The organism is Streptomyces sp. NPDC059455 (assembly GCF_042750115.1).
Classification (GTDB): domain Bacteria; phylum Actinomycetota; class Actinomycetes; order Streptomycetales; family Streptomycetaceae; genus Streptomyces; species Streptomyces endocoffeicus.
Map to the genome: position 1 here is coordinate 67,328 of NZ_JBHYVB010000007.1, position 23,857 is coordinate 91,184.

The following is a 23,857-nucleotide window of genomic DNA, read 5'->3' on the forward strand; positions in this document are numbered from 1 at the left end:
ACCTCCCCCCCCCCCCCCCCCCCGCCACACGCCCGCCCCCCCCCCCGCCCGGCGCCGGGGCGGGCCCCACTGGGTGGCCCCCCCCGGCGTTAACCACCCCCATGTCCCCCACCGCGGCCCTTTGCGGTCACCGGTCGGTTTGACCATGGGCTCGACCACGGGGGAGGGAACGGGGACCGCGCCGAGGCGCTGGGCGCCCCCGAAGCGGAGGGACCGGCCCAGCCCTCCCCACGGCCCCGGCGGGCCGGCTCAGCCCTCCTCGACGCGGTGGAGGCGGAAGAGGCGGATCTCGCGGTCCACCCGGGACTGGTAGGTCGCGTAGGGCGGCCAGAAGGCGAGGACCGCGGCCCAGGCGGCCTCGCGTTCGGCGCCCTCCAGTAGCCGTGCCCGGACGGCGATGTCCCGGCCCCCTTGGCTGATCTCCGCTTCCGGGTGCTTCAGGAGGTTCGTGGTCCAGACCGGATGGCCCGGTCGGCCGAAGTTGCTGCCGATCAGGATCCAGGTACCGCCGTCCTCCGGCATGCAGGCCAGCGGCGTACGGCGGGGGAGCCCCGACCTCGCGCCGCGCGCCGTAAGGATCACGCCAGGCAACATCCGCGCGCTCGGCAGCACCTTGCCGCGGGTCAGCCGGTGGACCGTTCGGTCGAACGCGGGGATGACATGGGGCGCGACCTTGGCGAAGGCGCGGGTCGAGGAGACCTTACGGACCAGCTTCACGCCGTAACCGGCCATCAGACCGTCACCGCCTTACGCAGCCCATCGCGCCCGTCCGGCCCGTCTCGCCCGTCCGGCCCGTCTCGCCCGTCCGGCCCACCGTGCCTGCCGTCCCCGTTGGGACCGCCGCTCCCGCCGCTTCCGCCGCTCCCGCCGCGCCCTTCATGGCCGCCGTAAGGAGCGCGATCGGCCGCGCCGAAGAGCCCCTCCCGTTCCGCGGCCCGGGCCCGCAGCCGGTGGACGGGACCGAAGAGCAGCTCGTCCGAGGCGGCCCGCTTGAAGTAGAGATGCGCGTCATGCTCCCAGGTGAAGCCGATACCGCCGTGCAGCTGCACCGCCTCGGCCGCCGCCGTGCGCTGTGCCTCCAGCGCCTGCGCGAGCGCCAGCCCGCCCGCGACCGCGGCGTCCGTGCCGCCCGCACCGCCCTCGGCCGCGGCCCATGCCGCGTAGTACGCCGCCGAACGGGCCGCCTGCACCGCGACGTACACATCCGCCAGCCGGTGTTTGACCGCCTGGAAGGAGCCGATGGGACGGCCGAACTGCTCACGCGCCCGCACATACTCGACCGTCCGCGTGAGGGCCGCGTCCGCCGCCCCCACGGCCTCGGCGGCGAGCACGGCCGCGGCCGCCGTGCCCACGGCCGCCAGCGCCCCGGCCACCGCCTCCCCGCTCCCGCTCCCGCCGTCGTCCACCCCCAGCAGCTCGGCCGAGACGTTCCGCAGCTCGATCCGGGCCTGCGGCCGGGTGGCGTCGAGCGCGGTCAGCCGGGTGCGGGCCAGTCCGTCCGCCCCCGCCCGGACGAGGAACAGCAGTGTCCGCCCGCGCGTATAGCCCCCGGCGCGGGCGGCGACCAGCAGCAGTTCGGCGCTGTGCCCGCCCGGCACCTGCTCCACCTGCCCGTACAGCCGCCACCCCGTGCCGTCTTCCCGGTCCGGGCGCGCCTGGACACCCCCCGCGCGCCCCCCACCGGCCCACGCGCCGTCCCGCGCTCCTACGAGCCCCAGCGCTTCGGGCAGCGCGCGCCCCGGCACCGCGAGGGCCGCCGTAAGGGCGCCCTCCGCGATGCGCGGCAGCAGCTCGGCGCGCTGCGCCTCCGTCCCGAGCCCGGCGACCAGGGGCGCGGCGAACACGGCGGTGGCCAGGAGCGGCGAGGGGAGCAGCACCCGCCCGGTCTCCTCACAGGCCAGCGCGAGTTCGGTGACGCCGCAGCCGACGCCCCCGTACGCCGCCGGAAGGGCGAGGCCCGGCAGCCCGAGCGTCCGGGCGAGCTGCCGCCACAGGGCCTCGTCATAGCCGGGCGCGGTCTGGACCGCCGCCTTGACCTCGTCCGGCCCGCACCGCTCCCGCAGCAGAGTGCGCAGCGTACGGCGGATCTCGTCCTGTTCCTCGGTGAACGCGGCGTCCATCGGCGAGCACCTCCGTTTTCTGACGGGCCGTCATACTAGGGATGAGCTCCGGACTTTCCCACCCCTCCCGCCCCATCCGCGGCTAGGCTGCTGCCGCCCCACCACGTTCCTCCCCGCATCCTCCGCCGGAGCACGACCGGACCGGCGGTGGCCCTGTCCTCCGGGGCCTGTCGGAGGAGCGAGGAGGGGTAATGGACGATCGGAGCACGCAGGAGACGAGCGACGCCCGGTGGACCGGCCCGGACAGGTGGCAGGTCGTGATCGGAGTGCTGAGCCTCCTGGTGGCGATCGCCGCTTGCGTGGGGCAGTTCCTGCAGTAGCCGGGCGCCTCACGCGTGGCCCGGACGGGGCTTGTGCTCGAGGCGCGAGCACGGCCATACGGGAGATCGTCCGGGCCACCCCCTTCCCCCTGGCCCTCGGCGCGCTCCCGCCCCCGGCGGCGTCCCGGTGCTCGCGGGCGCCCACCGCGGGGCGCATGCGCCCCTTCCGCTCCAGCAAATCTGATGTACCGTCAGATTCATGCCGTCCGCAGCGCAGCGCAACCGTAAGGTCGCCGTCGTCGGCGTCTCCCTCTCCGACTGCGGCCGCGTCGACAGGGCCACCCCCTACGCCCTCCACGCCCAGGCCGCCCGCCGGGCTCTCGCCGACTCCGGTCTCGACCGGTCGGTCGTCGACGGCCTCGCCTCGGCGGGGCTCGGCACCCTCGCGCCGGTCGAGGTGGCCGAGTATCTGGGGCTGCGGCCGACCTGGACCGACTCGACGGCCGTCGGCGGCTCCACCTGGGAGGTCATGACGGCGCACGCGGCGGACGCGATCGCCGCCGGGCACGCCCGCGCCGTTCTGCTCGTCTACGGGTCCACCGCCCGCGCCGACATCCGCGCGGGCCGCCGCACCGCGAATCTCTCCTTCGGGGCGCGCGGACCGCTCCAGTTCGAGGTCCCGTACGGGCATACGCTGGTCGCCAAGTACGCGATGGCCGCGCGCCGCCATATGCATGAGTACGGCACCACACTCGAACAGCTGGCGGACATCGCCGTTCAGGCGCGTATCAACGCCGGGCACAATCCGGATGCGATGTTTCGCGAACCGATCACGGTCGATGACGTCCTGAGCGGCCCGATGATCGCCGACCCCTTCACCAAACTGCACTGCTGCATCCGCTCGGACGGCGGCTGCGCGGTGCTGCTCGCGGCCGAGGAGTACGTACCGGACACGGCGAAGGCCCCGGTTTGGGTGCTGGGTTCGGGCACGGCCGTCTCGCACACCACCATGTCCGAATGGGAGGACTTCACGGTCTCCCCGGCCGCGGCCTCCGGGCGGGCGGCCTTCGCGCGGGCGGGCGTCCGGCCGTCGGACATCGATGTGGCCGAGCTCTATGACGCCTTCACCTATATGACCCTGGTGACGCTGGAGGACCTCGGCTTCTGCGCCAAGGGCGAGGGCGGGGCGTTCGTGGAGAAGGGGCGGCTGACGCGGGACGGCGAGCTGCCGACCAACACCGACGGCGGCGGCCTCTCCGCCTGCCACCCGGGGATGCGCGGACTGTTCCTGCTGGTCGAGGCGGTACGACAGCTACGCGGCGAGGCCGGGGAGCGACAGGTGCGCAAGGCGGGCGGACGGCTGCCGGAGCTGGCCGTGGCGTCGGGCACGGGGGGCTGGTTCTGCTCGGCGGGCACGGTGGTCCTGGGCCGCGGCTGACGGACCCGCCCCGGCCGTACGTATGCCCCCGCTTGCCCCGGCCCCTCTCGGGTGATCGGATGGGGAGCCGATGAGCGAGAACGAGGATGAGGCATTCCGCGCACTGCTACACGGCCTGCGCGTACCCCAGGCGGGCGAACTGCCCGTCTTCGATCCGGCCAGCGCCCCGGACACGCCGCTTCCGCTCTTCCGGCGGTGGCTGCGGGAGGCCGCCGAGGCGGGCGAACCCGGGCCGCACACCATGACCCTGGCCACGGCGGGCGCCGACTGCCGCCCGTCCCAGCGCACGGTGATGCTGCACGACGCCGATGAGCGCGGCTGGCACTTCGGCACCCATCGCAGCAGCCGTAAGGGCCGAGAGTTGGCCGAGCGGCCGTACGCCTCGCTCGCGTTCCACTGGATGCGGTCGGGCCGTCAGGTGCGCGTCAGCGGGCGGGTCGGCGAGGCCGGACCGGACGAGAGCGCGGCCGATCTGCGCGGCCGCTCCCCCGCGGCGCTCGCGGCGGCGCTGGCCGGGAGCGGACGGCAGAGCGAGGTGCTCGGCTCCTACGAGGAGCTGCTACGGGCCTTCGAGACGGCGTACGAACGAGCCGAACGCGAACCGGACGCGACCGCTCCCACCTGGACCCTGTACGTCCTGGAGGCCGACGAGGTCGAGTTCTACCAGGAGGAGGCGCGACGGCGGCACGTACGGGTCCGCTACCGCCGCGACCCCGGGGAGCCCGGCGGCTGGCGGCGAGAGCTGCTGTGGCCATAACGGCGGCACGGCCGTAAGGCTGCGGCCGTACGGCCGTGCACCGTTGCACAAGACGGCCGTAAGGCGTGCGCCGTTGAACAGTGCGACCGTAAGGCGGCCACGCCGTCAGAGACTAGGCAGACACCGGCCGGAAGACAGGAACGACCGGCCCGTCCCCCTCGGCCGCCTCGGCGGCCCCCGCCGTCCGGAACGCCACCTGAAGCCGCATCCCCACCCGCGGCCCGCTCTCCGGGACCTCGATGAGCTCGGTCATCATCCGCGGCCCCTCGGCGAGGTCGACGACGGCGGCGGTGTACGGGACGCGGGCGCCGAACGGCGGCAGGTCATTGCGGTGCACCACGGACCACGTATAGAGCGAGGCGGCGCCGCTCGCCGCCTCCCAGACGACGTTCTCACTCCAGCAGTACGGGCAGAACTCGCGCGGGTAGTGATGCGCCCGGCCGCACCCATCACAGCGCCGGATCAGCAGCCGGCCCTCGGCGGCGGCGTCCCAGTAGGGGCGGCTGAAGGCGTCGATTTCCGGCAGGTCGAAGCGCGGAGCGACCGCGGGCGGGGGCGGGGGCGGGGGCGGGGGCGTCGGGCTCACAGGAACAGTCCCCATGCCTCGTCGAGCGACCAGGTCTGCCAGCTCATGCCGAAGAGCCCGACCACGGAGATCAGCACCATCATCGAGTTCTGCCCCTGCTCCGCCCAGTCGTGGATCATGAGCAGGAAATAGAGCAGATTGAGCACGATCGCGCCGATCAGGGCGATGGGGGTCAGAAAGCCGAGCGTCAGCCCGAGGCCCAGGGCGAGTTCGGCGTAGACGACGACATACGCCATGACCTTGGGACGGGGTGTGACCACCGCGTCGAAGCCGCCGCGGACGAACGACCAGCGGTGCTTGGCGGCCACGCCCACCGCCCAGCCGATACCGGTGCCGCGCTCGAACCAGTCCTTCTTGTCCTTGTGCCGCCAGCTCTCGAGCCACCATAGGCCGAGTCCGATGCGCAGTACGGCGAGCCACTCGGCCCCGTCGAGCCCGATCGTCCGCATCGTCCCCCACCCTCCCGTCCCGGCGAATCTGACGGTACGTCAGTTTCATGGGACGGGTGCGCCCCGCGCAAGGGGTCGCACCAGCGGAACAAAAACCGACGGGACACTGCCGCGACGACCCGGCGTCTACCGACCGTGACCTCTCCGCAACCCATCCGGAATCACTTTGACCGGTTGTTTGACCGAAACCCGTCAAATACCCGACTACGCTCACCCGCATGGCCGACCGCTCCCCCGAGAAGTCCTCACCCGTCTATGTGATCGGCGGTGGACCGGGCGGACTCGCCGCCGCTGCCGCGCTCAGCCACCGCGGGATCCACGCCGTCATCCTGGAGAAGTCCGACGCGGTCGCCGCGTCCTGGCGGAACCACTACGACCGGCTGCATCTGCACACCACGCGCAGACTCTCCGCGCTCCCCGGGATGCCGATCCCCCGGTCCTACGGGCGGTGGGTCGGACGCGACGACGTGGTGCGCTATCTGGAGCGCTATGTCGAGCACCACCGGCTGGACATCGTCACGGGCGTCGAGGTCTCTCGCATCGACCGGTCGTCCGACGACACGGAGTGGATGCTGCGCGCCACGGGCGGCCGTGCACTGTCCTCGCCCGTGGTCGTCGTCGCGACGGGCTTCAACCACACCCCACGGCTGCCGGACTGGCCGGGCCGCGCCGGCTACACCGGTGAGCTGCTGCACGCCGCCCACTACCGCAACGCCCGCCCCTTCGAGGGCCGTGACGTCCTGGTGGTCGGCGTCGGCAACACCGGCGCCGAGATCGCGGTCGATCTGACCGAGGGCGGCGCGGCCCGGGTGCGGCTGGCGATCCGCACCGTGCCGCACATCCTGCGCCGCTCGACGGCCGGGTGGCCCGCGCAGGCGACCGGCATCCTGGTGCGCAGGCTGCCGCGGCGCGCGGTGGACCGGGCGGCACGGGTGATGTGCCGGGTGAGCATGCCGGATCTGACCGAGCACGGTCTGCCCTGGCCCGACACCGGGCTCTACACCCGCGTACGGGAGGGCGCGATCCCGGTCCAGGACGTGGGGCTGGTCGACGCGGTGCGGACGGGACGGGTGGAAGTGGTCTCGGCGGTCGACTCCTTCGATCTGGACAAGGTGGTTCTGGCCGACGGCTCGCGGATCACCCCCGAGGTGGTGATCGCCGCGACCGGCTACCGGCGCGGCCTGGAGGAACTGGTCGGCCATCTGGGCGTGCTCGACGACCGCGGCCGCCCCCTCCCGCACGGCCGACGGACCCTGAAGGGCGCGCCGGGACTGCACTTCACGGGCTATACGAACCCGATCAGCGGAATGCTGCGCGAGCTGGCCATCGACGCCCGGAAGATCGCCAAGACGGTCGCCCGCACGACGGCATGACGGCGGGGCGGCGGGGCGGCATGACGGCGGGGCGGGGCGGGCCGCGATTCCACCGGCCCCGTCGTCACCCTGCGTGTTCCCCACGCCCCGAGCATTCCTGACAGGCCGTCAGTTCAGTAACCTGACTACTGGGTAATGTGACTTGGCGTCAGTTTTGCTGCGGCGGCCGACGTCGAATCCCCTGGTCACCTACCCGGTTATTGGCCAACGAGCAGGAGTGGCGGATACCGATGCTTGGATCGACCTACGGCACCCTGACCACCAACTCCCGTCATGCCCGCGCCGTCGCCTGCGGTCAGGCCCCCGGTCCCGCCGTGCATGTCCACAGCAGGCCCGCGGCGGGCGGGACCGCCGAAAGCGTGGACGACGTGGACGTCAGCGGGCGCCCGCTGACGTCCACCGTCCCCGATCTGGACCGCTTCTTCCATCCCGAGTCGGTGGCCCTCATCGGCGCCTCCGACGCGGACGGCCGCCCCAACACCGGTATCACCCGCCAGCTCCTGGCCTGGGCCGAACGCGTCGGCGCCCGGCTGCACCCCGTGCATCCCTCCCGTCCCGCCGTCTTCGGCATTCCATGCGTACCCTCCGTGGCCGCGCTGCCCGAACCCGTCGACCTCGCCGTCCTCCTCGTCCGCGACCCGCTCCCGGTGATCGAGGAACTCGACGGGAGCAAGGTGAGGTTCGCCGTCGTCTTCGCCTCCGGCTTCGCCGAGACCGGCTCCGAGGGCGCCGCCGCGCAGGCCCGGCTGGCCGCCGCGGCCCGCGGCGCCGGGCTGCGGCTGCTCGGCCCCAACACCAACCTCAACGCCTTCGAGAAGTTCCGCGACGACCTCGACGGGCCCGCCATCGCCCTCATCACCCAGTCAGGCCACCAGGGCCGCCCGGTGTTCACCCTCCAGGAGCTCGGCATCCGGCTCAGCCACTGGGCCCCGACCGGCAACGAAGCCGATCTGGAGACCTCCGACTTCATCTCCTACTTCGCCACCCGGCCCGAGGTCGGCGCCATCGCCCTGTACGCGGAGGGGCTGAAGGACGGCCGCGGCTTCCTCCTCGCCGCCGACCGGGCCGCCCGCGCCAAGGTGCCCGTCGTCGCCGTGAAGGTCGGCCGCACCGAGGCCGGCGCCCGCACGGCCGCCTCCCACACCGGCAAGCTGACCGGCTCGGACGAGGTGGTGGACGCGGCCATGCGGCAGTTCGGCGTGATCCGCGTGGACGGCCTGGACGAGCTTCAGGACACGGCGACGCTGCTCGCCCGCGCCCGCCCGCCGCTCGCCGAGGGCGTCGTGGTGTATTCGATCTCCGGGGGCACCGGGGCCCACTTCTCCGACCTCGCCACCGCGGCGGGCCTCACCCTGCCCACCCTCTCCCCCGAGAAGCAGACCGAGCTCCACCAGTGGATACCCGGCGATCTCAGCGTCGCCAACCCGGTGGACAACGGCGGCCACCCGGTCGGTGACTGGCGCGGCCGCAAAATCATCGACGCGATCCTCGCCGATCCCTCCGTGGGCGTGCTGATCTGCCCGATCACCGGCCCCTTCCCGCCCATGAGCGACAAACTGGCGCAGGACCTGGTGGACGCGGCGGAGCAGACGGACAAGCTGGTGTGCGTGGTGTGGGGCTCGCCGGTCGGCACCGAGGACGCCTACCGCACCACCCTGCTGGGCTCCTCCCGCGTGGCCACCTTCCGGACGTTCGCCAACTGCATCACCGCCGTGCGCGCCTATCTGGGGCACCACCGCTTCACCGCCTCCTACCGCTCCCCGTTCGAGGACGCCCCGCGCACCCCGTCCCCCTCGCTTCGCAAGGTGCGCGACCTGCTGCGCCCAGGAGACCAACTGAGCGAGCACGCGGCGAAACAGCTGCTGCGGGCGTACGGCATCCGGGTGCCGCGCGAGCAGTTGGTGACCAGCGCGGCCGCGGCCGTCCGCGCCGCCGGTCTGGTCGGCTACCCCGTCGTCATGAAGGCGTCCGCGCCGCAGCTCGCCCACAAGACCGAGCTGGGGCTGGTCCGGCTGGGGCTGACCTCGGCCAGCCAGGTCCGCGACACCTATCGGGAGCTCACCGACATCGCCCGCTACGAGGGCGTCGAACTGGACGGGGTGCTGGTCTGTCAGATGGTCGAGCGCGGAGTGGAGATGGTGGTCGGCATGAGCCAGGACCCCCTCTTCGGCCCGACCGTGACCGTCGGTATAGGGGGCGTGCTCGTCGATGTCCTGCGTGACGCTGCCGTACGCGTCCCCCCGTTCGGCGAGGACCAGGCGCGCGCGATGCTCGCCGAACTGCGCGGCCGTGCCCTCCTCGACGGTGTGCGCGGCGCTCCCCCCGCCGATGTGGACGCTCTCGTCGAGGTCGTGCTGCGGGTCCAGCGCATGGCCCTGGAGCTCGGGGACCACCTCGCCGAACTGGACGTCAATCCGTTGATGGTGCTGGAACGTGGCCAAGGTGCCGTGGCACTGGACGCCCTGGCGATCTGCCGCTGACGCATGGAGCGTTACCATGACCTCTTCCCCCCTTGAAGATTCACGTGACTCCGTTCTACGGCACACCACTGACAACGGCGTCTCGTGGATCACGCTCAACCGCCCCGCGGCGATGAACGCCATCACCCCCGACCAGCGAGAACACCTGATTTCGCTGCTGGACCACGCCTCCGCGGACCCGTCCGTCCGGGCGGTCGTGCTGACCGCCACCGGCAAGGGTTTCTGCGCGGGAGCGGACCTGCGCGGCACATCCGACGGGGCGGAACGGGTAGCGGGCGATGTCGCCCGGCTGATCCGCGGCGGAGCGCAGCGGCTCATCGCCGCCGTCCTCGACTGCGAGAAGCCGGTGATCGCCGCCGTCAACGGCACGGCGGCCGGGCTCGGCGCCCATCTCGCCCTCGCCTGCGATCTGGTGCTGGCCGCCGAATCGGCCGTCTTCATCGAGGTGTTCATGCGCCGCGGTCTGGTCCCCGACGGGGGCGGTGCGTATCTCCTCCCCCGGCTGATCGGCCCGCAGCGCGCGAAGGAGCTGATGTTCTTCGGCGACGCGCTGCCCGCCGCCGAGGCCGAGCGGCTGGGCCTGGTCAACCGGGTCGTCCCGGACGACGACCTGCCCAAGACCGCCCGCACCTGGGCCGAACGCCTCGCCGCGGGGCCCACCCGCGCCCTGGCCCTCACCAAGGCGCTGGTGAACGCCTCCCTGGAGGCCGACCGCCCGACCGCGTTCGCCGCCGAGGCGGCGGCGCAGGAGATCAACATGACCACGGCCGACGCTCAGGAGGGCGTCCGCGCGTTCATCGAGCGTCGACCACCCGGGTACCGGGGCCGCTGAAGCCGCCGCTGAGACCGCTGAAGCCGCTGAGGCCGCTGAAGCCGCTGAGGAACCGCGCCGTCGGGGAACCCGAGACAGCGAGACAGAACCCGAGTAAGCGAGAAACCCGAGCAAGCGAGAAAGGGGGACGGGGCCATGATGGGACACGCCGGTATGGCCGCCACCGCCGTCCGCTACCTCCGGGCGGTCGGTTCGCCGACCGCCTCCGTGCGACCGGTCGACCCGCTGCCCCCGCCGGAGCTGCGCTGTGTGCGCGACGATGAGCGGCCCCCGGTCGACCCGGCCGAATTCCGCCGCGTCCTGGGCCACTTCGCCAGCGGGATCACCGTGATCGCCACCGTCGACGAGAACGGACCGGCCGGTTTCGCCTGCCAGTCCTTCGCGTCGCTGTCGCTGGACCCGCCGCTGGTCGCCTTCATGGTGGCCCGCACCTCCACGACCTGGCCGCGCATCGCCCGCGCGGGCGTCTTCTGCGTCAATGTCCTGGGCGCGCACCAGGGCGAGCTGTGCCGCTCCTTCGCGGTCAGCGGCTCCCGGCGCCCCGACAAGTTCGCGGGCGTCCGCTACGAGGCGTCCCCGGTCACCGGCTCACCGCGGCTCGCGGGCGTCCCGGCGTGGATCGACTGCGCGATCCACGCCGTGCACACGGGCGGCGACCATCTGGTCGTGGTGGGCCGCGTCCGGGCCCTGGGCACGGACGAGCCCGCGGCGCGATCCGGGCCACTGCTCTTCCACCGCGGCTCCTTCGGAGAGTTCACGGCGCTGCCCTGAGGCCGCCCTTGTGCGTAAGCCCGCGCGGCCCGCATCCCCAAGCCCGCGCGGCCCGCGTCCGTACGCCCTCATGGCCCATCTCCGTGAGCCCGCTCGGCCCTACGAGGGTGTCCGGCGTATCGTTCCCCGCCCCGTCCCGCAGCACCGATATGCGGCTCCGCCGCATGGCAGGCTTCGGCCCCAAGAACCCCGGGGGTCTGGGGCGGAGCCCCCACGCGACAGAGCCGCAAATCGACGCTGCGTGGGAAGGGGCAGGGAGGGGAACAGCCCGCCGCAGGCGTCAAGCTCCGCCGGACACCTCTAGACCGTCGCCGACGCGGCCTTCGCGCCTGGGCCGCGCTGGATGACCAGCGACATCAGCGCGGCGATCGCGCACAGCGCCCCCGCGCCGTACCAGACCAGGTCGTACGAGCCGAAGGCGTCCCGCGCCACGCCGCCCACGAAGGCCACGACCCCGGCCCCCACCTGGTGGGAGGCGAGCACCCAGCCGAAGACGATCGCGCTGTCCTCCCCGTACTGCTCCCGGCACAGCGCCATCGTCGGCGGCACGGTGGCGACCCAGTCGAGACCGTAGAAGACGATGAAGAAGAGCATCGGCGGATGGACCGCGTCGTCCAGCAGGATCGGCAGGAACATCAAGGAAAGCCCGCGCAGCGCGTAGTACAGGGCCAGCAGCCGTCGCGCGTCGAAGCGGTCGGTGAACCAGCCGGAGGCCACCGTCCCCACGATGTCGAAGACGCCGATGACGGCGAGCAGGCTCGCGGCGGCCGTCACCGGCATGCCGTGGTCATGCGCGGCGGGCACGAAGTGGGTCTTGACGAGGCCGTTCGTCGAGGCGCCGCAGATCGCGAAGGCGCCCGCGAGCAGCCAGAAGGAGCCGGTGCGCGAGGCCGAGGCGAGGGCCTTGACGGCCCGCCGGGCCGCACCGCGCCGGGGCGCGGGCCGCGGGGCGGGCGGCCCGTCGGCGCCGTACGCGGCGAGGCCCACGTCCGAGGGGTAGTCGCGCAGCAGTAGCAAGACGAGGGGGACGATCGCCAGCGCGGCGACCGAGACGGTGATCGCGGCGGGCCGCCATTTGTGCCATTCGACGATCCAGGAGAGCAGCGGGAGAAAGATCAGCTGCCCGGAGGCCCCGCCCGCCGTAAGGATGCCGGTGACCAGCCCGCGCCGGGCCACGAACCACCGGTTGGTCACGGTCGCGGCGAAGGCCAGCGCCATGGAGCCGCTGCCGAGGCCGACCAGCACACCCCAGCACAGGATGAGCTGCCAGGGCTCGCTCATGAAGACCGTAAGGCCGCCACCGGCCGCGATGACGACGAGCGCGGCCGCGACGACCTTACGGATGCCGAAGCGATCCATCAGGGCGGCGGCGAAGGGCGCGGTGAGCCCGTAGAGGGCGAGGTTGACGGAGACCGCGAACCCGATCGTGCCGCGCGACCAGCCGAATTCCTCGTGGAGCGGATCGATGAGCAGACCGGGCAGGGAGGCGAATCCGGCAGCGCCAATGATCGTCACAAAGGCGATGGAGGCGACCGACCAGGCGCGGTGCGGTAGGCGTAGGAGGGCCCGCCGTGCGGGCTGGTCCGGCTGTTCGCCCTGTTCGGGGGCTTCGGAGAGCTCGGTCGTCTGCGTCACCGGACCAGCATCGGGCAGCGGGTCGGCGCGAACGAGTGGCCCGAGGGACAGCATTCGCTAGGATCGGGCCATGCCCCTTTCGGGTGTGTCCGAACGACGGGAGGCCGGAAGTGTCCCCACCCCAGCCCCAATCCCCGCCCCATTCCCTGCCCCAATCTCCGCCCCATTCCCCGCCCGGGACCGCCGACGAGCGCCATCGCGTCGTCGTCCTCGCCCTCCCCGGCGTGATCCCCTTCGAGCTGGGCATTCCGTACCGGATCTTCGGCAAGGCCCGCTCCGCCGACCGCCGGCGGCTGTACGAGGTGGTCACCTGCACCCCCGAGCCCGGTCTGGTGCCCACGGACGCCGACTTCCCGATCGCCGTGGAGCTGGGCCCCGAGGCCCTCGCCGAGGCCGACACCATCGTGGTGCCCGCCTCGTACGAACTCGCCCCGGTCCACGAGGAGGGCCGGATGACCGAGCCGCTCGGCACCGCGCTGGCCCATGCCCGGCCGGGGGTGCGCTGGGTGTCCATCTGCACCGGTTCGTTCGTGCTCGCCGCCGCCGGTCTTCTCGACGGCCGCCCGGCCACCACCCATTGGTCCAGCGTCGACCGCTTCCAGCGCCTCTTCCCGACCGTCAAGGTCGATCCGAACGTGCTGTTCGTGGACGACGGCGATGTGCTCACCTCGGCCGGTGTGGCCTCGGGGATCGACCTGTGTCTGCATCTGGTGCGGCGCGATCACGGCACCGCCGTGGCCAACGAGGTGGCCCGGCGCAGCCTGGTGCCGCCCCACCGCGACGGCGGCCAGGCCCAGTACATCCCGCACCCGCTGCCCGAGGCCCAACAGGCCACCACGACGGCGGCCCGCGCCTGGGCGCTCGGCCGGCTGGACCGCCCCGTCTCGCTGCGGGAGCTGGCCGCCCAGGAGTCGATGAGCGTACGGACGTTCACCCGCCGCTTCCGCGAGGAGGTCGGCGTCAGCCCGGGTCAGTGGCTGACCCAGCAGCGGGTCGAGCGGGCCCGTCATCTCCTGGAGGGCACCGATCTGTCGGTGGACCAGGTGACGCGCGAGGCCGGTTTCGGCTCCCCCGCGTCCCTTCGCCAGCACTTCCAGGCGGCCGTGGGCGTCTCCCCCACCGCCTACCGCCGTACCTTCCGCGCGGGCGCCGAGGCCGGTACGGCTCCCGGCGCCGACGCCCGCGGGTAAGGCCGCTCAGCCCGTCATGGCGGCTCTCTCACCGTCACGGGGCCACTCCCGCGCCCTCACACGGTCGCCTCGGCGCCCTGGAGCCGCCAGCTGCGAACGTGCACCCAGGTCATGTCCCGCCACCACTGCGCGTTCCAGTCGCCGCTGTGGAAGCGGAACAGCGAGATGGTCTCGGCGGTGAACCGCTTGGGCGGGTCCGCGGCCAGAGTGTCCAGGAACTCCCCGATCTCCTCGTAGAGGTCGGGCCGCAGGGTCAGCTCATGGGAGGCCACGGACAGATGCGCCCGGAATTCCGCCGGGTCGAAGGGTTTGAAGAGAAAGTCCGGCTGAATGGACGACACCGGCGCCAGCGCGGCGTTCACCGAGACCGCCAGGTCGGCCAACTCGGGGTTGGGCGTCCCATCCGGCAGATGGTGCACGTTGTACGCGAACCCCTTGCCGTGCCGGTCGATACCGGAGTTGTACGTGGTGAACGACGTGGCCTCGGACAGCAGCGGGTCCAGCACCGCGATCAGCTCCTCCTCGGCGACCGTGGCGTGCACATTGCCCGCGAGGGTCGCGTGGGGCGGGAACGCCGCGCACGAGACGAGGCCGTACTGCTGCTTCATGAGCAGATGCAGCCGGGCGAGCACGGCGCAGGTGTGCGGATCGGGGCGGAGGAAGACTCCGTAGCGATGGGGGTTGTCTCGCATCACTGACCCGCCTGTTCCCGGTAGCGATCAATGTCGCGGTTGGCGGCGGATTCGGCGTTCTTCAGCGCGGTGTCCAGCGGCGTCTTACCGGCGAAGGCGGACTGGATCGGACCGAGCACATCGGCGCGCACGGTGGGCATCGCACCGGTGAGGCATCCCGCCGCGGCCGTGGTGGCGGGCGTCTTGTTGAACTGGTCGATGACGGCCTTGAGATCGGGCCGGGCGGCGAGGGTCTTCTGCTGGCCGGGCAGGGCGTCCACCTTCTTGTTGATGGGCGCGTAACCGGTCGCGCGACTGAACTCCTCCTGCGACGCGGGCGAGGCGAGGAAGGCGGCCACCTGCCAGGAGGCGGCCTGCTCGGCGGCGCCGTGGCCAGGGCCGTTGACCCACAGGGCGGCGCCGCCGACGACGGGCCCGGAGGTCGCGGCCGGACCGGACAGCGGATAGGGCAGGGCCCGGTAGGGGAAGTCGGCACCCTCCTTGACCTTCCCGGCGGCTCCGCTGCTGTTGAACATCATCGCGACCTTGCCCTGCTGGAAGGCGGTCACGGCGTTGGAGCCGTCCTCGCCCGTGTCCAGTCCGGCGCCGCTGGTGTAGAGATCGCTCACGGCGCCGATGGCCTTGCGCTGCTGCGGGCTGGTGAGCTTCACACTGGACGCGGTGCTGCCCTTACGGCCGTTGTCGGGCCCGCAGTAGGGCACTCCGGCGGCGGCGGTCAGCTGCTCGATCCACCAGGTGTCGAAGGGCTGGACCAGGCCCCCGGCCTTCGGCACCTTACGGTGGACGGTCTTCGCGGCGGCGACCACCTGGTCCAGGGTGTTCAGGGGCGTGTTCGCGGGCAGCCCGGCCTTCTTCAGCAGGTCGTCGTTGACGTAGAGCATCGGCATCGACGTGTTGAAGGGGACGGCCATCAGCTTGCCCTGGGCGCTGTAGTAGTTGCGCGCGGCGGGCCGGATGTCGTCCAGGGACAGCGTGCCGGGGTTGGCCTCGGCCAGGTCCTGGGCGGGCACGGTCTGACCCGCGTCGTGCAGGAAGCCGGTGCTGATGTCGTAGGAGAGCAGCAGGCTCGGGGTGCTCTTGTCGCGGATGGCGGCGGTGTACTTGGCGAGCACGTCGGGGTACTGGCCCTGGTAGACGGCCTTGACCTCGATCTTGCCGCGGTGCTGGGCGTTGAACCGGTCGACGAGCTTCTGGAGCGCGACGGCGTTGGTGTCGCCGAGGCCGTGCCACAGGGTGACGGTGACGGGCCCCTTGGCGGCCTTGAGGGCCTCGGGGCCGGGGGCCTGGCCGGAATTGCCGGTGTCGTTCTTACCGTTGTCACCGCAGCTGCTGAGGGCGGTCAGCGCCACGAGGGCGGCGAGGACGGACGCGCTTCTGCGCATGGTGATGTTCCTCCGGGAATGGGGCTTGAGAAGGGGGTGCGGGAAGGCAGGGAGAGCGGCGTCAGCGCGGGGAAGTACGGGCGAGGCCGTGGAGCAGGAAGCGCTGGCCCACGATGACGAGCAGAAGGGTGGGAAGGAGGACGAGGGTGGTACCGGCGTAGATCACGCCGGGGCTGGTCGACTCGGCGTTGACCAGCTGGGAGATGCCCACCTGGACGGTGCGCCGGTCCGGGGAGTCGGTGATGAGCAGCGGCCAGAAGTAGCCGTTCCAGGCGGCGAGCGCGCTCCATAGGGTGGCCGCGGTCACCTGAGGCCTGGCCATCGGGAGGACGACGAGGAAGAGACAGCGCAGATCGCCACAGCCGTCCAGCCGCGCCGCCTCCCATACCTCCCGGGGGAGGGTGAGGAACGCCTGCCGCAGCAGGAAGACCGGGTACCCGGCGGCGAGGAACGGCAAGGTGATCCCGAAGAGGGAGTCGCGCAGCCCGAGGCCGGTGACGAGCTCGTAGTTCGGGATGACCAGGCTCTCACCGGGGATCGCCAAGGTGGCGACGATCACGGCGAACGCCACCGCGCGCCCCCTCCAGCGCGGGAACACCAGGGCGTACGCGGCCAGCGACGACGTCAGCAGCTGGCCGCCCGTCTGCAGGGCGGTGACGAGCACACTGACGACGTACTGCTGCCCGAAGGGCACATTGCGCAGCGCCTCACGGAAGTTGTCCAGGGTCAGCCGGGTGGGCAGCAGCGTTCCGTGCGCCACGTCCTGCGGCGGCAGCAGCCCGGTCAGCAACGTGACGTAGACCGGGAAGCCGACGACGACCGTAAGGACGACGAGCCACAGCCAGCGCACCATGCCGCGTGCGCGCAGCGGCGGGCGCGGCCTGCGCGGCCTTCGGACCGCCGCGGTGGCCTCGGTGACCGTGGGGCGCGTGGATGTCGTGGTGACGGTCATGAGGTGGTCACCCGGCGGTTGAGGACGAGGAACTGCACGGCGGTGACGAACAGGACGAGCGCCAGCAGTACGACCGCGATGGCCGAGGCCCGGCCGTAGTCGGGCACCCCGCCGCCGAAGGCCCGCTGATACAACTCCACGACCAGGGTGGTCGTCGCGTCGGAGGGGCCGCCCCGGGTGAGCACCTGGACCTGCGTGAAGATCTGCAGTCCGCTGATCGTCTGGGTCACGGCGAGGAAGAACAGGCTGGGCGAGATCAACGGCACGATCACGCTGCGCACCAGACGCAGACCGCTCGCCCCGTCCAGCTCCGCGGCCTCCAGCACCTCCGAGGGCAGATTCCGGACAGCGGCCGTCAGGACGAGGACGGCGAACCCGAACTCGTACCAGGCGGTCGCCAGGGCCACGCACAGCATCGCCCACCCCGGGGACTGCAACCACGGCGGACCCTCGTACCCCAGCTTCGCCAGCACGTGGTTGAGCGTGCCGACCGACGGAGCGAACAGCCCGGCGAAGCAGGCCGAGGCCGAGGCGGCGGAGTAGGCGAAGGGGAGGGAGAAGACGAGCTGGAAGACGCGGCGCCCGACGATGCGGCGGCGCAGCGGCAGCACGGCCGCCAGCGCCCCCGCCGTGGCCATGGCGACGCTGGCGACCGTAAGGATGAGCGTGGTGAGCAGCACGCGGCGGCTCGCCGGGTCGGTCAGCAGCTGGGTGTAGTTGTCGAACCCGACCGAACGGGTCGGATTGCCGAGCAGGTCGGTCCCCCGGGTGCTCAGCCAAATGCCGCGCCCCAGGGGCCAATAGAGGAAGACAGCGATCAACAGCAGGGTCGGCACGGTCAGCCAGGGACCGAGCCGGGGGCGACGAGGGCCCGCGCGCTTCAGTGGTGGAACGTTCCCGCACATGGCTGAAAAGCTATGCGGCACCGACGTCTTGGGGGCGGCCGAAAGGTTACGGCCCGGCGAACGTCCTCAGTGACGACACGCGCCCTCGGGCGCGGCCCTGCCGCCGCCGGAGCGACTCCTCAGGGGCGCAACGCCCCCGGTACGGGGAGGTCGCGGAGACATCGCGGAAACGTCACGCGGCAGCGAGAGTCACCGTCGCGGCCGGCCCCAGGCGCCAGCTGTGGACGTGGTCCCAGGTCATTTTCCGCCACCACTGCGCATGCCAGTCCGGGCTCCGGAAGCGGTACAGCGAGACCGTGTCGGCCGTGAAGCTCCGCGGCGGCTCCCATCCCAGACCCTCGACGAAATCGAAGATCTCCGGCCGGAGTTCGGGGCGCAGCAGCAGCTCATGGGAGGCGATGGACAGATGCGCGCGGAAGCGGCCGGGGTCCAGCGGATTGGCGCGGTAGTGGTCCATTGGCTCAGCCACTGGCGCCATCGCCCGGCGCACCGTGTCGAGCAGGTCGGTGATCCCGGGGTTCGGGGAACCATCGGGCAGGTCGTGGAGATTGAATCCGATGCCTCCTCCGCCCTTCTCGACGCCCAAGTTGTACGTGGTGAAGGACGCGGTGCCCACCAGTGCCGTACCGATCCGATCGGTCAGCTCGCTCTCGGGCGCATTGGTGGGCATGTTGCCCATAAGGGTGGCATGGGGCGGGTAGGCGGCGCAGGAGACCAGCCCGTACTGCTGCCTGAGCAGCAGATGGAGATCGGTCAGCAGGGCGCAGGTGCCGGGGTCGGGGCGGAGGAAGACGCCGTAGCGGAAGGACGAGACGGCCGAGGGCGCGGACATGGTTTCTCCGGTACGTCAGCGGCGGCTCCGAGCTCCGGCGGGCGGCCCCGGATTCAGCGCCGCGCGGGATGGGGTGGGGGTGGGGCGGTGGTGGTTCCGGCCACCAGCGCCCCGCGCAGGGGGATGTGGCGGGTGGGCATGGAGCGATCCTCGCGGAGCTCCAGCAGCAGGTCGATGGCGCGTCGGCCGACCTCGTCCAACGGCTGGCGCAGTGTGGTCAGTCCGAGGAGCGGGGTGGTGAGCGGCCCAATGCCGTCGAAGCCGGTGACCGACATGTCGTCGGGCACCCGCACTCCGGCTCGACGGAGCCGTTCCAGGACGCTGACCATGACGTCGTCCTGGGGGCACATGATCGCGGTGATCTCGCGGTCCTCGAGCAGCGCGGGCACCGTGTCGGCGGGGGCCTCCGGGCCGTCGACCAGTTCGGTGACGACAGTGTCGACGCCGCGTTCCCGCAGGCCGCTCACCATCGCGGCGGTACGGGCGTACTGAGTGATGGACAGCGCCTCCGGTACCAGCAGCACGGCCACCCGGCGGTGCCCGAGGGACACCAGATGGTCCACGAGCTGCTCCGCGCCGTCCTCCTCGTCGCAGTAGACGCTGCTGATCGCCGGATGCGGCTCCGGCCGTCCGGCGACGACCGTGGGGACCCGTTCGACGAAGGGGGCGATGTCCCGCGCCGGAAGCAGACCGCTGCACACCACCAGCCCCTCGACCCTCAGGGAGAGGAGCGTCTGCAGGGCACGGCGCTCCTCGGCGAGGGCGAAGTCCCGTACGCCGGTGGCGGTGACGACCCGGTAGCCGCCTTCGATGGCGCGCCCCTGCAGCGCCGCGTGGAGTTGTCCGTAGAAGGGGCGGACGGCGTCGCGGACGAGCACCCCCAGGGTGTGCGTCCGCTGCGCGACCAGCCCCTGCGCCATGGCGTTCTTGACGTAGCCGAGCCGCTGAGCGACGTCGAGGATGCGCGAGCGGGCCTCCTCGCTGATGCGTCCCTGCCCCAGCAGGGCCCGGGAGACCGCGGACTTCGACACCCTCGCTTCCCGCGCGATGTCGATGATCGTGGGCGCCTTATTGGCCTTTTCCTCCGTCACCGGCTACCAGTACCACAGCTGATGGAACCGTCCGGGGTCGGCCCGTGGGGCACCAGACCTCGGTCGGCGAGGACCGCGCGGGCAGCCGTGGCCCCGGTCCACAGCTGGGCGTCCCAGCCGTGCTCCCTGGCCGCGTCGATGTTCTTACGGCGGTCATCGAAGAAGAGGACACGCTCCGGCGGTGTGCCGAGAAGTTCGGTCATCCGCTGGTAGACGGCGGGGTCGGGCTTGGCGAGGCCGTGGTCCGCCGAGAACATCAGCCGGTCGAAGTGCGCGGACCAGTCGCTGCGCTCGGCGGTCCGGGCCAGCGCATGGGGGGCGTTCGACAGCAGCGCGAGCCGGGTGCCCTGCCGTCGCAGGTCCTCCACCAGGGCATGGGAGGGCCCGTCGAGCCGTGTCCAGATGTCGACTTCGGCGCTCACCAGCGCGTCGACCGTGCCGGGGCGCAGCGGGGCGCCGAGCGCGCCGGCCACGGCCGACCAGTAGGCGGTGTCGGAGCTGCCGAGGTCGTAGGCGTCGCGATGCGCCCAGTACGCCTCGGCGAACGCCGCTTCCTCGACGCCGAGCAGCCCGGCCAGCCGCCCCTCGAGACCGGACAGCCCGCGCGGCCGCGTCAGCACCTCGCCGAGGTCGAAGACCACGGCGAGAGGGGTGTCCGTTCCGGCTGCCGTATCGGCTGTCATACCGGCTGTCACGTTGGCTGCCGTCTCGGCTGCGCCATCCAGGCGGGAACGTTCCACCATGGCAACGTAACCGGCGGAACCCACGAGCGGGGCAACGGCGATGGGAAGGCAGGGTGAACAGCCCTCGTCGCCAGACGCATCGAGCCCCCGTTCAGAAGGTGAGCACTGCGCGCGCCACCCGGCCGTGGTGGGCGTCGTCGGCGGCCTTGGCGAAGTCCTCCAAGGGGTAGGTCCGGCTGACGAGTTCGTCCAGCAGCAGCCGCCCCTGCCGGTAGAGGTCGGCGTACAGCGCGATGTCGACCTGTGGCCGTGAGGAGCCGTAGCGGCAGCCCAGGATGGACTTGTCCAGATACATGGAGGAGACGCGGAAGGCCGCCTCGGCGTCGGCGGGCGGCACCCCGAGCAGCACCGCCTGGCCGTGCCGGTCGAGCAGATCGACGGCCTGGCGGATGAGCCCGGTCGAGCCGACACATTCGAAGGCGTGGTCCGCGCCGGTCGGCAGGATCTCCCGTACGGCGTCGGCGGAGGGGACGAAGTGGGTCGCGCCGAACCGCCGGGCCATCGGCTCCTTGGCGGGGTTGGAGTCCACGGCGACGATGGGCGACGCCCCGGCGATCCGGGCCCCTTGCAGCACATTGAGCCCGATGCCGCCGCTGCCGATGACGACGACCGACTCACCGTGGTCCACCTTGGCGCGGTTGAGCACGGCGCCGACGCCGGTGAGAACGGCACAGCCGATGAGGGCCGCGGGGACGAGCGGAATGTCCTCGGGGATCGGCACCACCTGGACGGCGGTGACGAGGGTGCGCTCGGCGAAGGCGGAGTTCGAGGCGAAGTTGTACAGCCGCTCGTCGCCGCGGCGGAACGGCCGGGTCGGACGGCCGATCGCCGCGCGGCACATGGTGGGACGGCCCCGGGCGCAGTCGGCGCAGGTACCGCAGTTGGCGAGGGTGGAGAGCGCCACATGATCACCGGGTGCGACATGGGTGACGCCCGGCCCGACCTCCTCGACCACCCCCGCGCCCTCGTGGCCAAGGACCACGGGGAGAGGGAACGGAATGGTGCCGTCCACGACCGACAGATCGCTGTGGCACAGCCCGGCGGCGGCGATGCGCACCAGCACCTCGCCGGGGCGGGGGTCACGCACCTCCAAGTCCTCGACCACGCGCGGCGCGGTGCCGTCGAAGATGACGCCTCTCATCCTCATCACCCTTCCGATGCCTCAGGCGACCCAGACCAGCGACTGGAGTTCGCTGTACGCGTGCAGGCCGAACGAGCCGCCGTCGCGGCCGACTCCGCTTTCCTTGAAACCGCCGAACGGTGTCTCGGGGTGGCGCTGGGCGGTGTTGATACCGACGTTTCCGCTGCGCAGACGGGCGGCGAGGGCCCAGGCGCGGCCCGCGTCGGCGCTGAAGACGTAGTCGTAGAGGCCGTAGGGGGTGGCGTCGGCGATCCGCACCGCCTCGTCCTCGTCGTCGAAGGGCAGGGCCACGACGACCGGGCCGAACAGTTCCTCGCGCGCGACGGTCATCGCGGGGTCGACGTCGGCGATCAAGGTGGGGGCCACGTAGAAGCCGGGCTTGAGCGCGGGGCGTTCGCCGCCCACGACGATCCGGGCGCCCTGCTCACGGGCGCCGGAGACATACGCCTCGACGCGATCGCGCTGCGCGGCGGAGATCAACGGGCCCACGACCGTGGAGTTATCCACAGGGTCCCCGATCTTCAGTGACTCTGCGTAGTGTGTGAGTGCGGCGATGACCTTCTCGTACAGCGATCGATGTACGAGCACACGGGTCGGCGCCGTGCAGATCTGCCCGCTGTGAAAGGAGAAGGTCGAACCGACCGCCCCGACCGCCGACGCGATCACTCGCTCGTCGGCGTCCCCCAGGACGATGGCCGCGCCCTTGCCCCCCAGTTCCATCAGGGTGCGCTTCATCGACCGCCCCGCGGATTCGGCGATCTTCTTACCCACGGCGGTGGATCCGGTGAAGCTGACCATGTCGACACCGGGGTGCGCTACCAGCGCCTCGCCAGCGGCCGCGCGCGAGCCGGTGACGACATTGAAGGCACCGTCCGGGAGCCCGGCCTCCTTCAGCAGAGGGCCGAGCTCGAGACAGCACAGCGGATCTTGCGGCGCGGGTTTGGCCACGACCGTATTACCCATGGCCAGGGCCGGGGCCACCTTGCCCGCGAGATTCGTGAGAGGGAAGTTGTAGGAGGTGATGCAGCAGACGACACCCAGGGGACGGCGGACCGCTGCCGCCCCGATCAGCCCGCCGGGCGCCAGCGGGGTGGCGGCCAGGGGCAGCGGGGCCAGGGGCACGGTGTCCGGTTCAAGGGCGCCGCGCGCATAGCGGCGGAAGCGGTCGATCGCCGGGGGCACCTGGAGGGACGAGGTGACGCGCAGCGTCGCCCCGGTCTCCGCCTGGACGAGGGGCACCAGGTCCGGGGCGTGCTCGGCGAGCAGATCGGCGGCCCGGTCGAGTACGGCGGCGCGCTCCTTTGGGGCGGTGCGCGACCAGCCGTCGTACGCGGCCCGGGCGGCCCGGACCGCGGCGTCCACATCGGCCGGGTCGGCCTCGGGGGCACGGCCGACGGTTTCCTCGGTGGCGGGGTTGATGACGGGGTAATGCCCGTTCCCGGGAGCCCGCCACGAGCCGCCGATCCAGTGCGCGTAGGTCTTCGTCATCGGCGTGATTCCTTGGGGAGGCGAAGTACGCGCTCGGCGATGATGGTGCGCTGGATCTCGTCCGAGCCGCCGTAGATGGTGTCGGCGCGGGAGAAGAGGAAGAGACGCTGGAAGGCGTCGAGTTCGTACGGCCGGCCGGCGGTCCAGCGCGCCGGGCCGAGTGCGGCCGCGGCGCCTCTCACCTGCACGGCCAGCTCGCCGAGCCGCTGATGCCAGCCGCCCCACAGCAGCTTGGCGACGCTGGGCGCGCCGGGGTCCTGCGGCCCGGAGTGCTGCGGTCCGGAGTACTGGGGGCCGGGGGTAGGTGAGCCGGGGTCGGGTGAGCCGGGGGCCTGGGGGTCCACGCTCCTCGGGGGGAGGTCATGGGGGGCGGCCTTCCGCGGAGCGGGGTCCCGGGTCGGCCGGGCGGAGTTCGGGGCGGGGCTCTGCGCGCTGCCCAGGGTGCGCAGGGCGTTCCAGCGCATCGCCTTGAGCTCTGCCCACTGCCGTATGAGCCGGTCACGCAGAACGGGCTCCTCCGCGGCGCCGGTCTCCAGCGCCAGCCGCACCACCCGGCTCAGCTCATGGGCGAAGCCGATCTGCTGGACCAGGGTGGAGACCCCGCGCTCCACCGCCAGCAGGCTCATGGCCACGCGCCAGCCGGGGGGCCCCCCCCCCCCGCGGGGGGGTGGGGCGGGCGCCCCCCCCCCACACCCACACCCCCCGAGTCACACCCACCCCCGCCCGCACCCCCGAGGCAG

22 protein-coding genes and 1 pseudogene are annotated in these 23,857 nt (G+C 72.2%); 8 read left to right on the top strand and 15 right to left on the bottom strand.

Annotated features, from left to right (window positions below; genetic code table 11):
* Nucleotides 1-249: 249 nt before the first annotated feature.
* Nucleotides 250-732 carry a nitroreductase family deazaflavin-dependent oxidoreductase gene (locus ACFXB5_RS04105; RefSeq protein ID WP_385202149.1) on the bottom strand — a complete coding sequence of 161 codons (483 nt, stop codon included), beginning with the start codon at nt 730-732 and terminating at the stop codon, nt 250-252.
* Nucleotides 732-2,120: an acyl-CoA dehydrogenase family protein gene (locus ACFXB5_RS04110; RefSeq protein WP_385202151.1), complete on the bottom strand. Its 1,389-nt coding sequence runs from the start codon at nt 2,118-2,120 to the stop codon at nt 732-734. Before ACFXB5_RS04110 ends, ACFXB5_RS04105 begins: the two co-directional genes overlap by 1 nt.
* Nucleotides 2,121-2,311: 191 nt before the next feature.
* Here ACFXB5_RS04110 and ACFXB5_RS04115 point away from each other — a divergent pair, with 191 nt between their 5' ends.
* The 3 genes from ACFXB5_RS04115 (at nt 2,312) to ACFXB5_RS04125 (ending at nt 4,575) form a co-directional block, all read left to right on the top strand.
* Entirely contained in the window at nt 2,312-2,440 is a 129-nt protein-coding gene (locus ACFXB5_RS04115) for a hypothetical protein (protein ID WP_269146248.1), read from the top strand.
* Between the two features lie 199 nt (nt 2,441-2,639).
* Nucleotides 2,640-3,818: an acetyl-CoA acetyltransferase gene (locus tag ACFXB5_RS04120; RefSeq protein ID WP_385202153.1), complete on the top strand. Its 1,179-nt coding sequence runs from the start codon at nt 2,640-2,642 to the stop codon at nt 3,816-3,818.
* Between the two features lie 70 nt (nt 3,819-3,888).
* Entirely contained in the window at nt 3,889-4,575 is a 687-nt protein-coding gene (locus ACFXB5_RS04125; RefSeq protein WP_385202155.1) for a pyridoxal 5'-phosphate synthase, read from the top strand.
* Between the two features lie 112 nt (nt 4,576-4,687).
* On the opposite strand, the gene ACFXB5_RS04130 is transcribed toward ACFXB5_RS04125, so the two are convergent.
* Nucleotides 4,688-5,176 (bottom strand): Zn-ribbon domain-containing OB-fold protein, encoded by a 489-nt coding sequence (locus ACFXB5_RS04130; protein WP_385202157.1) that lies wholly within the window; start codon nt 5,174-5,176, stop codon nt 4,688-4,690.
* Nucleotides 5,158-5,610: a DoxX family membrane protein gene (locus tag ACFXB5_RS04135; protein WP_201851745.1), complete on the bottom strand. Its 453-nt coding sequence runs from the start codon at nt 5,608-5,610 to the stop codon at nt 5,158-5,160. Before ACFXB5_RS04135 ends, ACFXB5_RS04130 begins: the two co-directional genes overlap by 19 nt.
* Before the next feature lie 218 nt (nt 5,611-5,828).
* Between ACFXB5_RS04135 and ACFXB5_RS04140 the strand changes: the two genes are divergently transcribed.
* The 4 genes from ACFXB5_RS04140 to ACFXB5_RS04155 all read left to right on the top strand — a co-directional run bounded on the left by ACFXB5_RS04140 (nt 5,829) and on the right by ACFXB5_RS04155 (nt 11,066).
* Nucleotides 5,829-6,983: a flavin-containing monooxygenase gene (locus ACFXB5_RS04140; protein ID WP_385202159.1), complete on the top strand. Its 1,155-nt coding sequence runs from the start codon at nt 5,829-5,831 to the stop codon at nt 6,981-6,983.
* Between the two features lie 230 nt (nt 6,984-7,213).
* Entirely contained in the window at nt 7,214-9,463 is a 2,250-nt protein-coding gene (locus tag ACFXB5_RS04145) for an acetate--CoA ligase family protein (RefSeq protein WP_385202160.1), read from the top strand.
* A gap of 16 nt (nt 9,464-9,479) precedes the next feature.
* Nucleotides 9,480-10,295, top strand: coding sequence for an enoyl-CoA hydratase/isomerase family protein (locus ACFXB5_RS04150; RefSeq protein WP_385202162.1), 816 nt, complete (start codon nt 9,480-9,482; stop codon nt 10,293-10,295).
* Between the two features lie 135 nt (nt 10,296-10,430).
* Nucleotides 10,431-11,066 carry a flavin reductase family protein gene (locus tag ACFXB5_RS04155; protein WP_385202164.1) on the top strand — a complete coding sequence of 212 codons (636 nt, stop codon included), beginning with the start codon at nt 10,431-10,433 and terminating at the stop codon, nt 11,064-11,066.
* A gap of 300 nt (nt 11,067-11,366) precedes the next feature.
* Here the strand turns inward: ACFXB5_RS04155 and ACFXB5_RS04160 are convergent, their stop codons facing one another.
* Nucleotides 11,367-12,755, bottom strand: coding sequence for an MFS transporter (locus ACFXB5_RS04160; RefSeq protein ID WP_385202166.1), 1,389 nt, complete (start codon nt 12,753-12,755; stop codon nt 11,367-11,369).
* 92 nt (nt 12,756-12,847) lie between these two features.
* On the opposite strand from ACFXB5_RS04160, the gene ACFXB5_RS04165 reads away from it, so the two are divergent.
* Nucleotides 12,848-13,891 carry a GlxA family transcriptional regulator gene (locus tag ACFXB5_RS04165; RefSeq protein WP_385202214.1) on the top strand — a complete coding sequence of 348 codons (1,044 nt, stop codon included), beginning with the start codon at nt 12,848-12,850 and terminating at the stop codon, nt 13,889-13,891.
* Between the two features lie 56 nt (nt 13,892-13,947).
* Here the strand turns inward: ACFXB5_RS04165 and ACFXB5_RS04170 are convergent, their stop codons facing one another.
* From ACFXB5_RS04170 to ACFXB5_RS04215, 10 genes and pseudogenes are all read right to left on the bottom strand, one after another.
* Nucleotides 13,948-14,583, bottom strand: coding sequence for a 2'-5' RNA ligase family protein (locus ACFXB5_RS04170; RefSeq protein ID WP_201851740.1), 636 nt, complete (start codon nt 14,581-14,583; stop codon nt 13,948-13,950).
* Nucleotides 14,583-15,965, bottom strand: coding sequence for an ABC transporter substrate-binding protein (locus ACFXB5_RS04175; protein ID WP_385202168.1), 1,383 nt, complete (start codon nt 15,963-15,965; stop codon nt 14,583-14,585). The genes ACFXB5_RS04170 and ACFXB5_RS04175 overlap by 1 nt, the downstream gene beginning before the upstream one ends.
* A 61-nt stretch (nt 15,966-16,026) precedes the next feature.
* Nucleotides 16,027-16,917, bottom strand: a complete 891-nt coding sequence (locus ACFXB5_RS04180; protein ID WP_385202170.1) for a carbohydrate ABC transporter permease — start codon at nt 16,915-16,917, stop codon at nt 16,027-16,029.
* Nucleotides 16,914-17,822 carry a carbohydrate ABC transporter permease gene (locus ACFXB5_RS04185; protein ID WP_385202172.1) on the bottom strand — a complete coding sequence of 303 codons (909 nt, stop codon included), beginning with the start codon at nt 17,820-17,822 and terminating at the stop codon, nt 16,914-16,916. The genes ACFXB5_RS04180 and ACFXB5_RS04185 overlap by 4 nt, the downstream gene beginning before the upstream one ends.
* A 172-nt stretch (nt 17,823-17,994) precedes the next feature.
* Nucleotides 17,995-18,654 carry a hypothetical protein gene (locus ACFXB5_RS04190; RefSeq protein WP_385202174.1) on the bottom strand — a complete coding sequence of 220 codons (660 nt, stop codon included), beginning with the start codon at nt 18,652-18,654 and terminating at the stop codon, nt 17,995-17,997.
* Nucleotides 18,655-18,707: 53 nt separating this feature from the next.
* Nucleotides 18,708-19,745: a LacI family DNA-binding transcriptional regulator gene (locus ACFXB5_RS04195; protein ID WP_385202176.1), complete on the bottom strand. Its 1,038-nt coding sequence runs from the start codon at nt 19,743-19,745 to the stop codon at nt 18,708-18,710.
* A complete protein-coding gene (locus tag ACFXB5_RS04200) occupies nt 19,742-20,428 on the bottom strand; it encodes an HAD family hydrolase (RefSeq protein WP_385202178.1) in 687 nt (228 codons plus the stop codon). The genes ACFXB5_RS04195 and ACFXB5_RS04200 overlap by 4 nt, the downstream gene beginning before the upstream one ends.
* 151 nt (nt 20,429-20,579) lie before the next feature.
* Nucleotides 20,580-21,629, bottom strand: a complete 1,050-nt coding sequence (locus ACFXB5_RS04205; protein WP_385202179.1) for a Zn-dependent alcohol dehydrogenase — start codon at nt 21,627-21,629, stop codon at nt 20,580-20,582.
* 21 nt (nt 21,630-21,650) lie between these two features.
* Nucleotides 21,651-23,117, bottom strand: a complete 1,467-nt coding sequence (locus tag ACFXB5_RS04210; RefSeq protein ID WP_385202181.1) for an aldehyde dehydrogenase family protein — start codon at nt 23,115-23,117, stop codon at nt 21,651-21,653.
* Nucleotides 23,114-23,759: pseudogene (locus ACFXB5_RS04215) on the bottom strand (acyl-CoA dehydrogenase family protein); the annotation flags it as partial. The gene ACFXB5_RS04210 and the pseudogene ACFXB5_RS04215, both read right to left, overlap by 4 nt.
* Between the last annotated feature and the right edge of the window lie 98 nt (nt 23,760-23,857).

Excerpts from the sequence above, each read along its gene's own strand:
- ACFXB5_RS04135 (WP_201851745.1), bottom strand. The coding sequence starts at position 5,610 with ATGCGGACGATCGGGCTCGACGGGGCCGAGTGGCTCGCCGTACTGCGC.
- ACFXB5_RS04105 (WP_385202149.1), bottom strand. The coding sequence starts at position 732 with ATGGCCGGTTACGGCGTGAAGCTGGTCCGTAAGGTCTCCTCGACCCGC.
- ACFXB5_RS04125 (WP_385202155.1), top strand. The coding sequence starts at position 3,889 with ATGAGCGAGAACGAGGATGAGGCATTCCGCGCACTGCTACACGGCCTG.
- ACFXB5_RS04120 (WP_385202153.1), top strand. The coding sequence starts at position 2,640 with ATGCCGTCCGCAGCGCAGCGCAACCGTAAGGTCGCCGTCGTCGGCGTC.
- ACFXB5_RS04205 (WP_385202179.1), bottom strand. The coding sequence starts at position 21,629 with ATGAGAGGCGTCATCTTCGACGGCACCGCGCCGCGCGTGGTCGAGGAC.
- ACFXB5_RS04190 (WP_385202174.1), bottom strand. The coding sequence starts at position 18,654 with ATGTCCGCGCCCTCGGCCGTCTCGTCCTTCCGCTACGGCGTCTTCCTC.
- ACFXB5_RS04200 (WP_385202178.1), bottom strand. The coding sequence starts at position 20,428 with ATGACAGCCGATACGGCAGCCGGAACGGACACCCCTCTCGCCGTGGTC.
- ACFXB5_RS04210 (WP_385202181.1), bottom strand. The coding sequence starts at position 23,117 with ATGACGAAGACCTACGCGCACTGGATCGGCGGCTCGTGGCGGGCTCCC.
- ACFXB5_RS04140 (WP_385202159.1), top strand. The coding sequence starts at position 5,829 with ATGGCCGACCGCTCCCCCGAGAAGTCCTCACCCGTCTATGTGATCGGC.
- ACFXB5_RS04185 (WP_385202172.1), bottom strand. The coding sequence starts at position 17,822 with ATGTGCGGGAACGTTCCACCACTGAAGCGCGCGGGCCCTCGTCGCCCC.
- ACFXB5_RS04150 (WP_385202162.1), top strand. The coding sequence starts at position 9,480 with ATGACCTCTTCCCCCCTTGAAGATTCACGTGACTCCGTTCTACGGCAC.
- ACFXB5_RS04110 (WP_385202151.1), bottom strand. The coding sequence starts at position 2,120 with ATGGACGCCGCGTTCACCGAGGAACAGGACGAGATCCGCCGTACGCTG.
- ACFXB5_RS04180 (WP_385202170.1), bottom strand. The coding sequence starts at position 16,917 with ATGACCGTCACCACGACATCCACGCGCCCCACGGTCACCGAGGCCACC.
- ACFXB5_RS04155 (WP_385202164.1), top strand. The coding sequence starts at position 10,431 with ATGATGGGACACGCCGGTATGGCCGCCACCGCCGTCCGCTACCTCCGG.
- ACFXB5_RS04170 (WP_201851740.1), bottom strand. The coding sequence starts at position 14,583 with ATGCGAGACAACCCCCATCGCTACGGAGTCTTCCTCCGCCCCGATCCG.
- ACFXB5_RS04115 (WP_269146248.1), top strand. The coding sequence starts at position 2,312 with ATGGACGATCGGAGCACGCAGGAGACGAGCGACGCCCGGTGGACCGGC.
- ACFXB5_RS04160 (WP_385202166.1), bottom strand. The coding sequence starts at position 12,755 with ATGCTGTCCCTCGGGCCACTCGTTCGCGCCGACCCGCTGCCCGATGCT.
- ACFXB5_RS04145 (WP_385202160.1), top strand. The coding sequence starts at position 7,214 with ATGCTTGGATCGACCTACGGCACCCTGACCACCAACTCCCGTCATGCC.
- ACFXB5_RS04130 (WP_385202157.1), bottom strand. The coding sequence starts at position 5,176 with ATGGGGACTGTTCCTGTGAGCCCGACGCCCCCGCCCCCGCCCCCGCCC.
- ACFXB5_RS04175 (WP_385202168.1), bottom strand. The coding sequence starts at position 15,965 with ATGCGCAGAAGCGCGTCCGTCCTCGCCGCCCTCGTGGCGCTGACCGCC.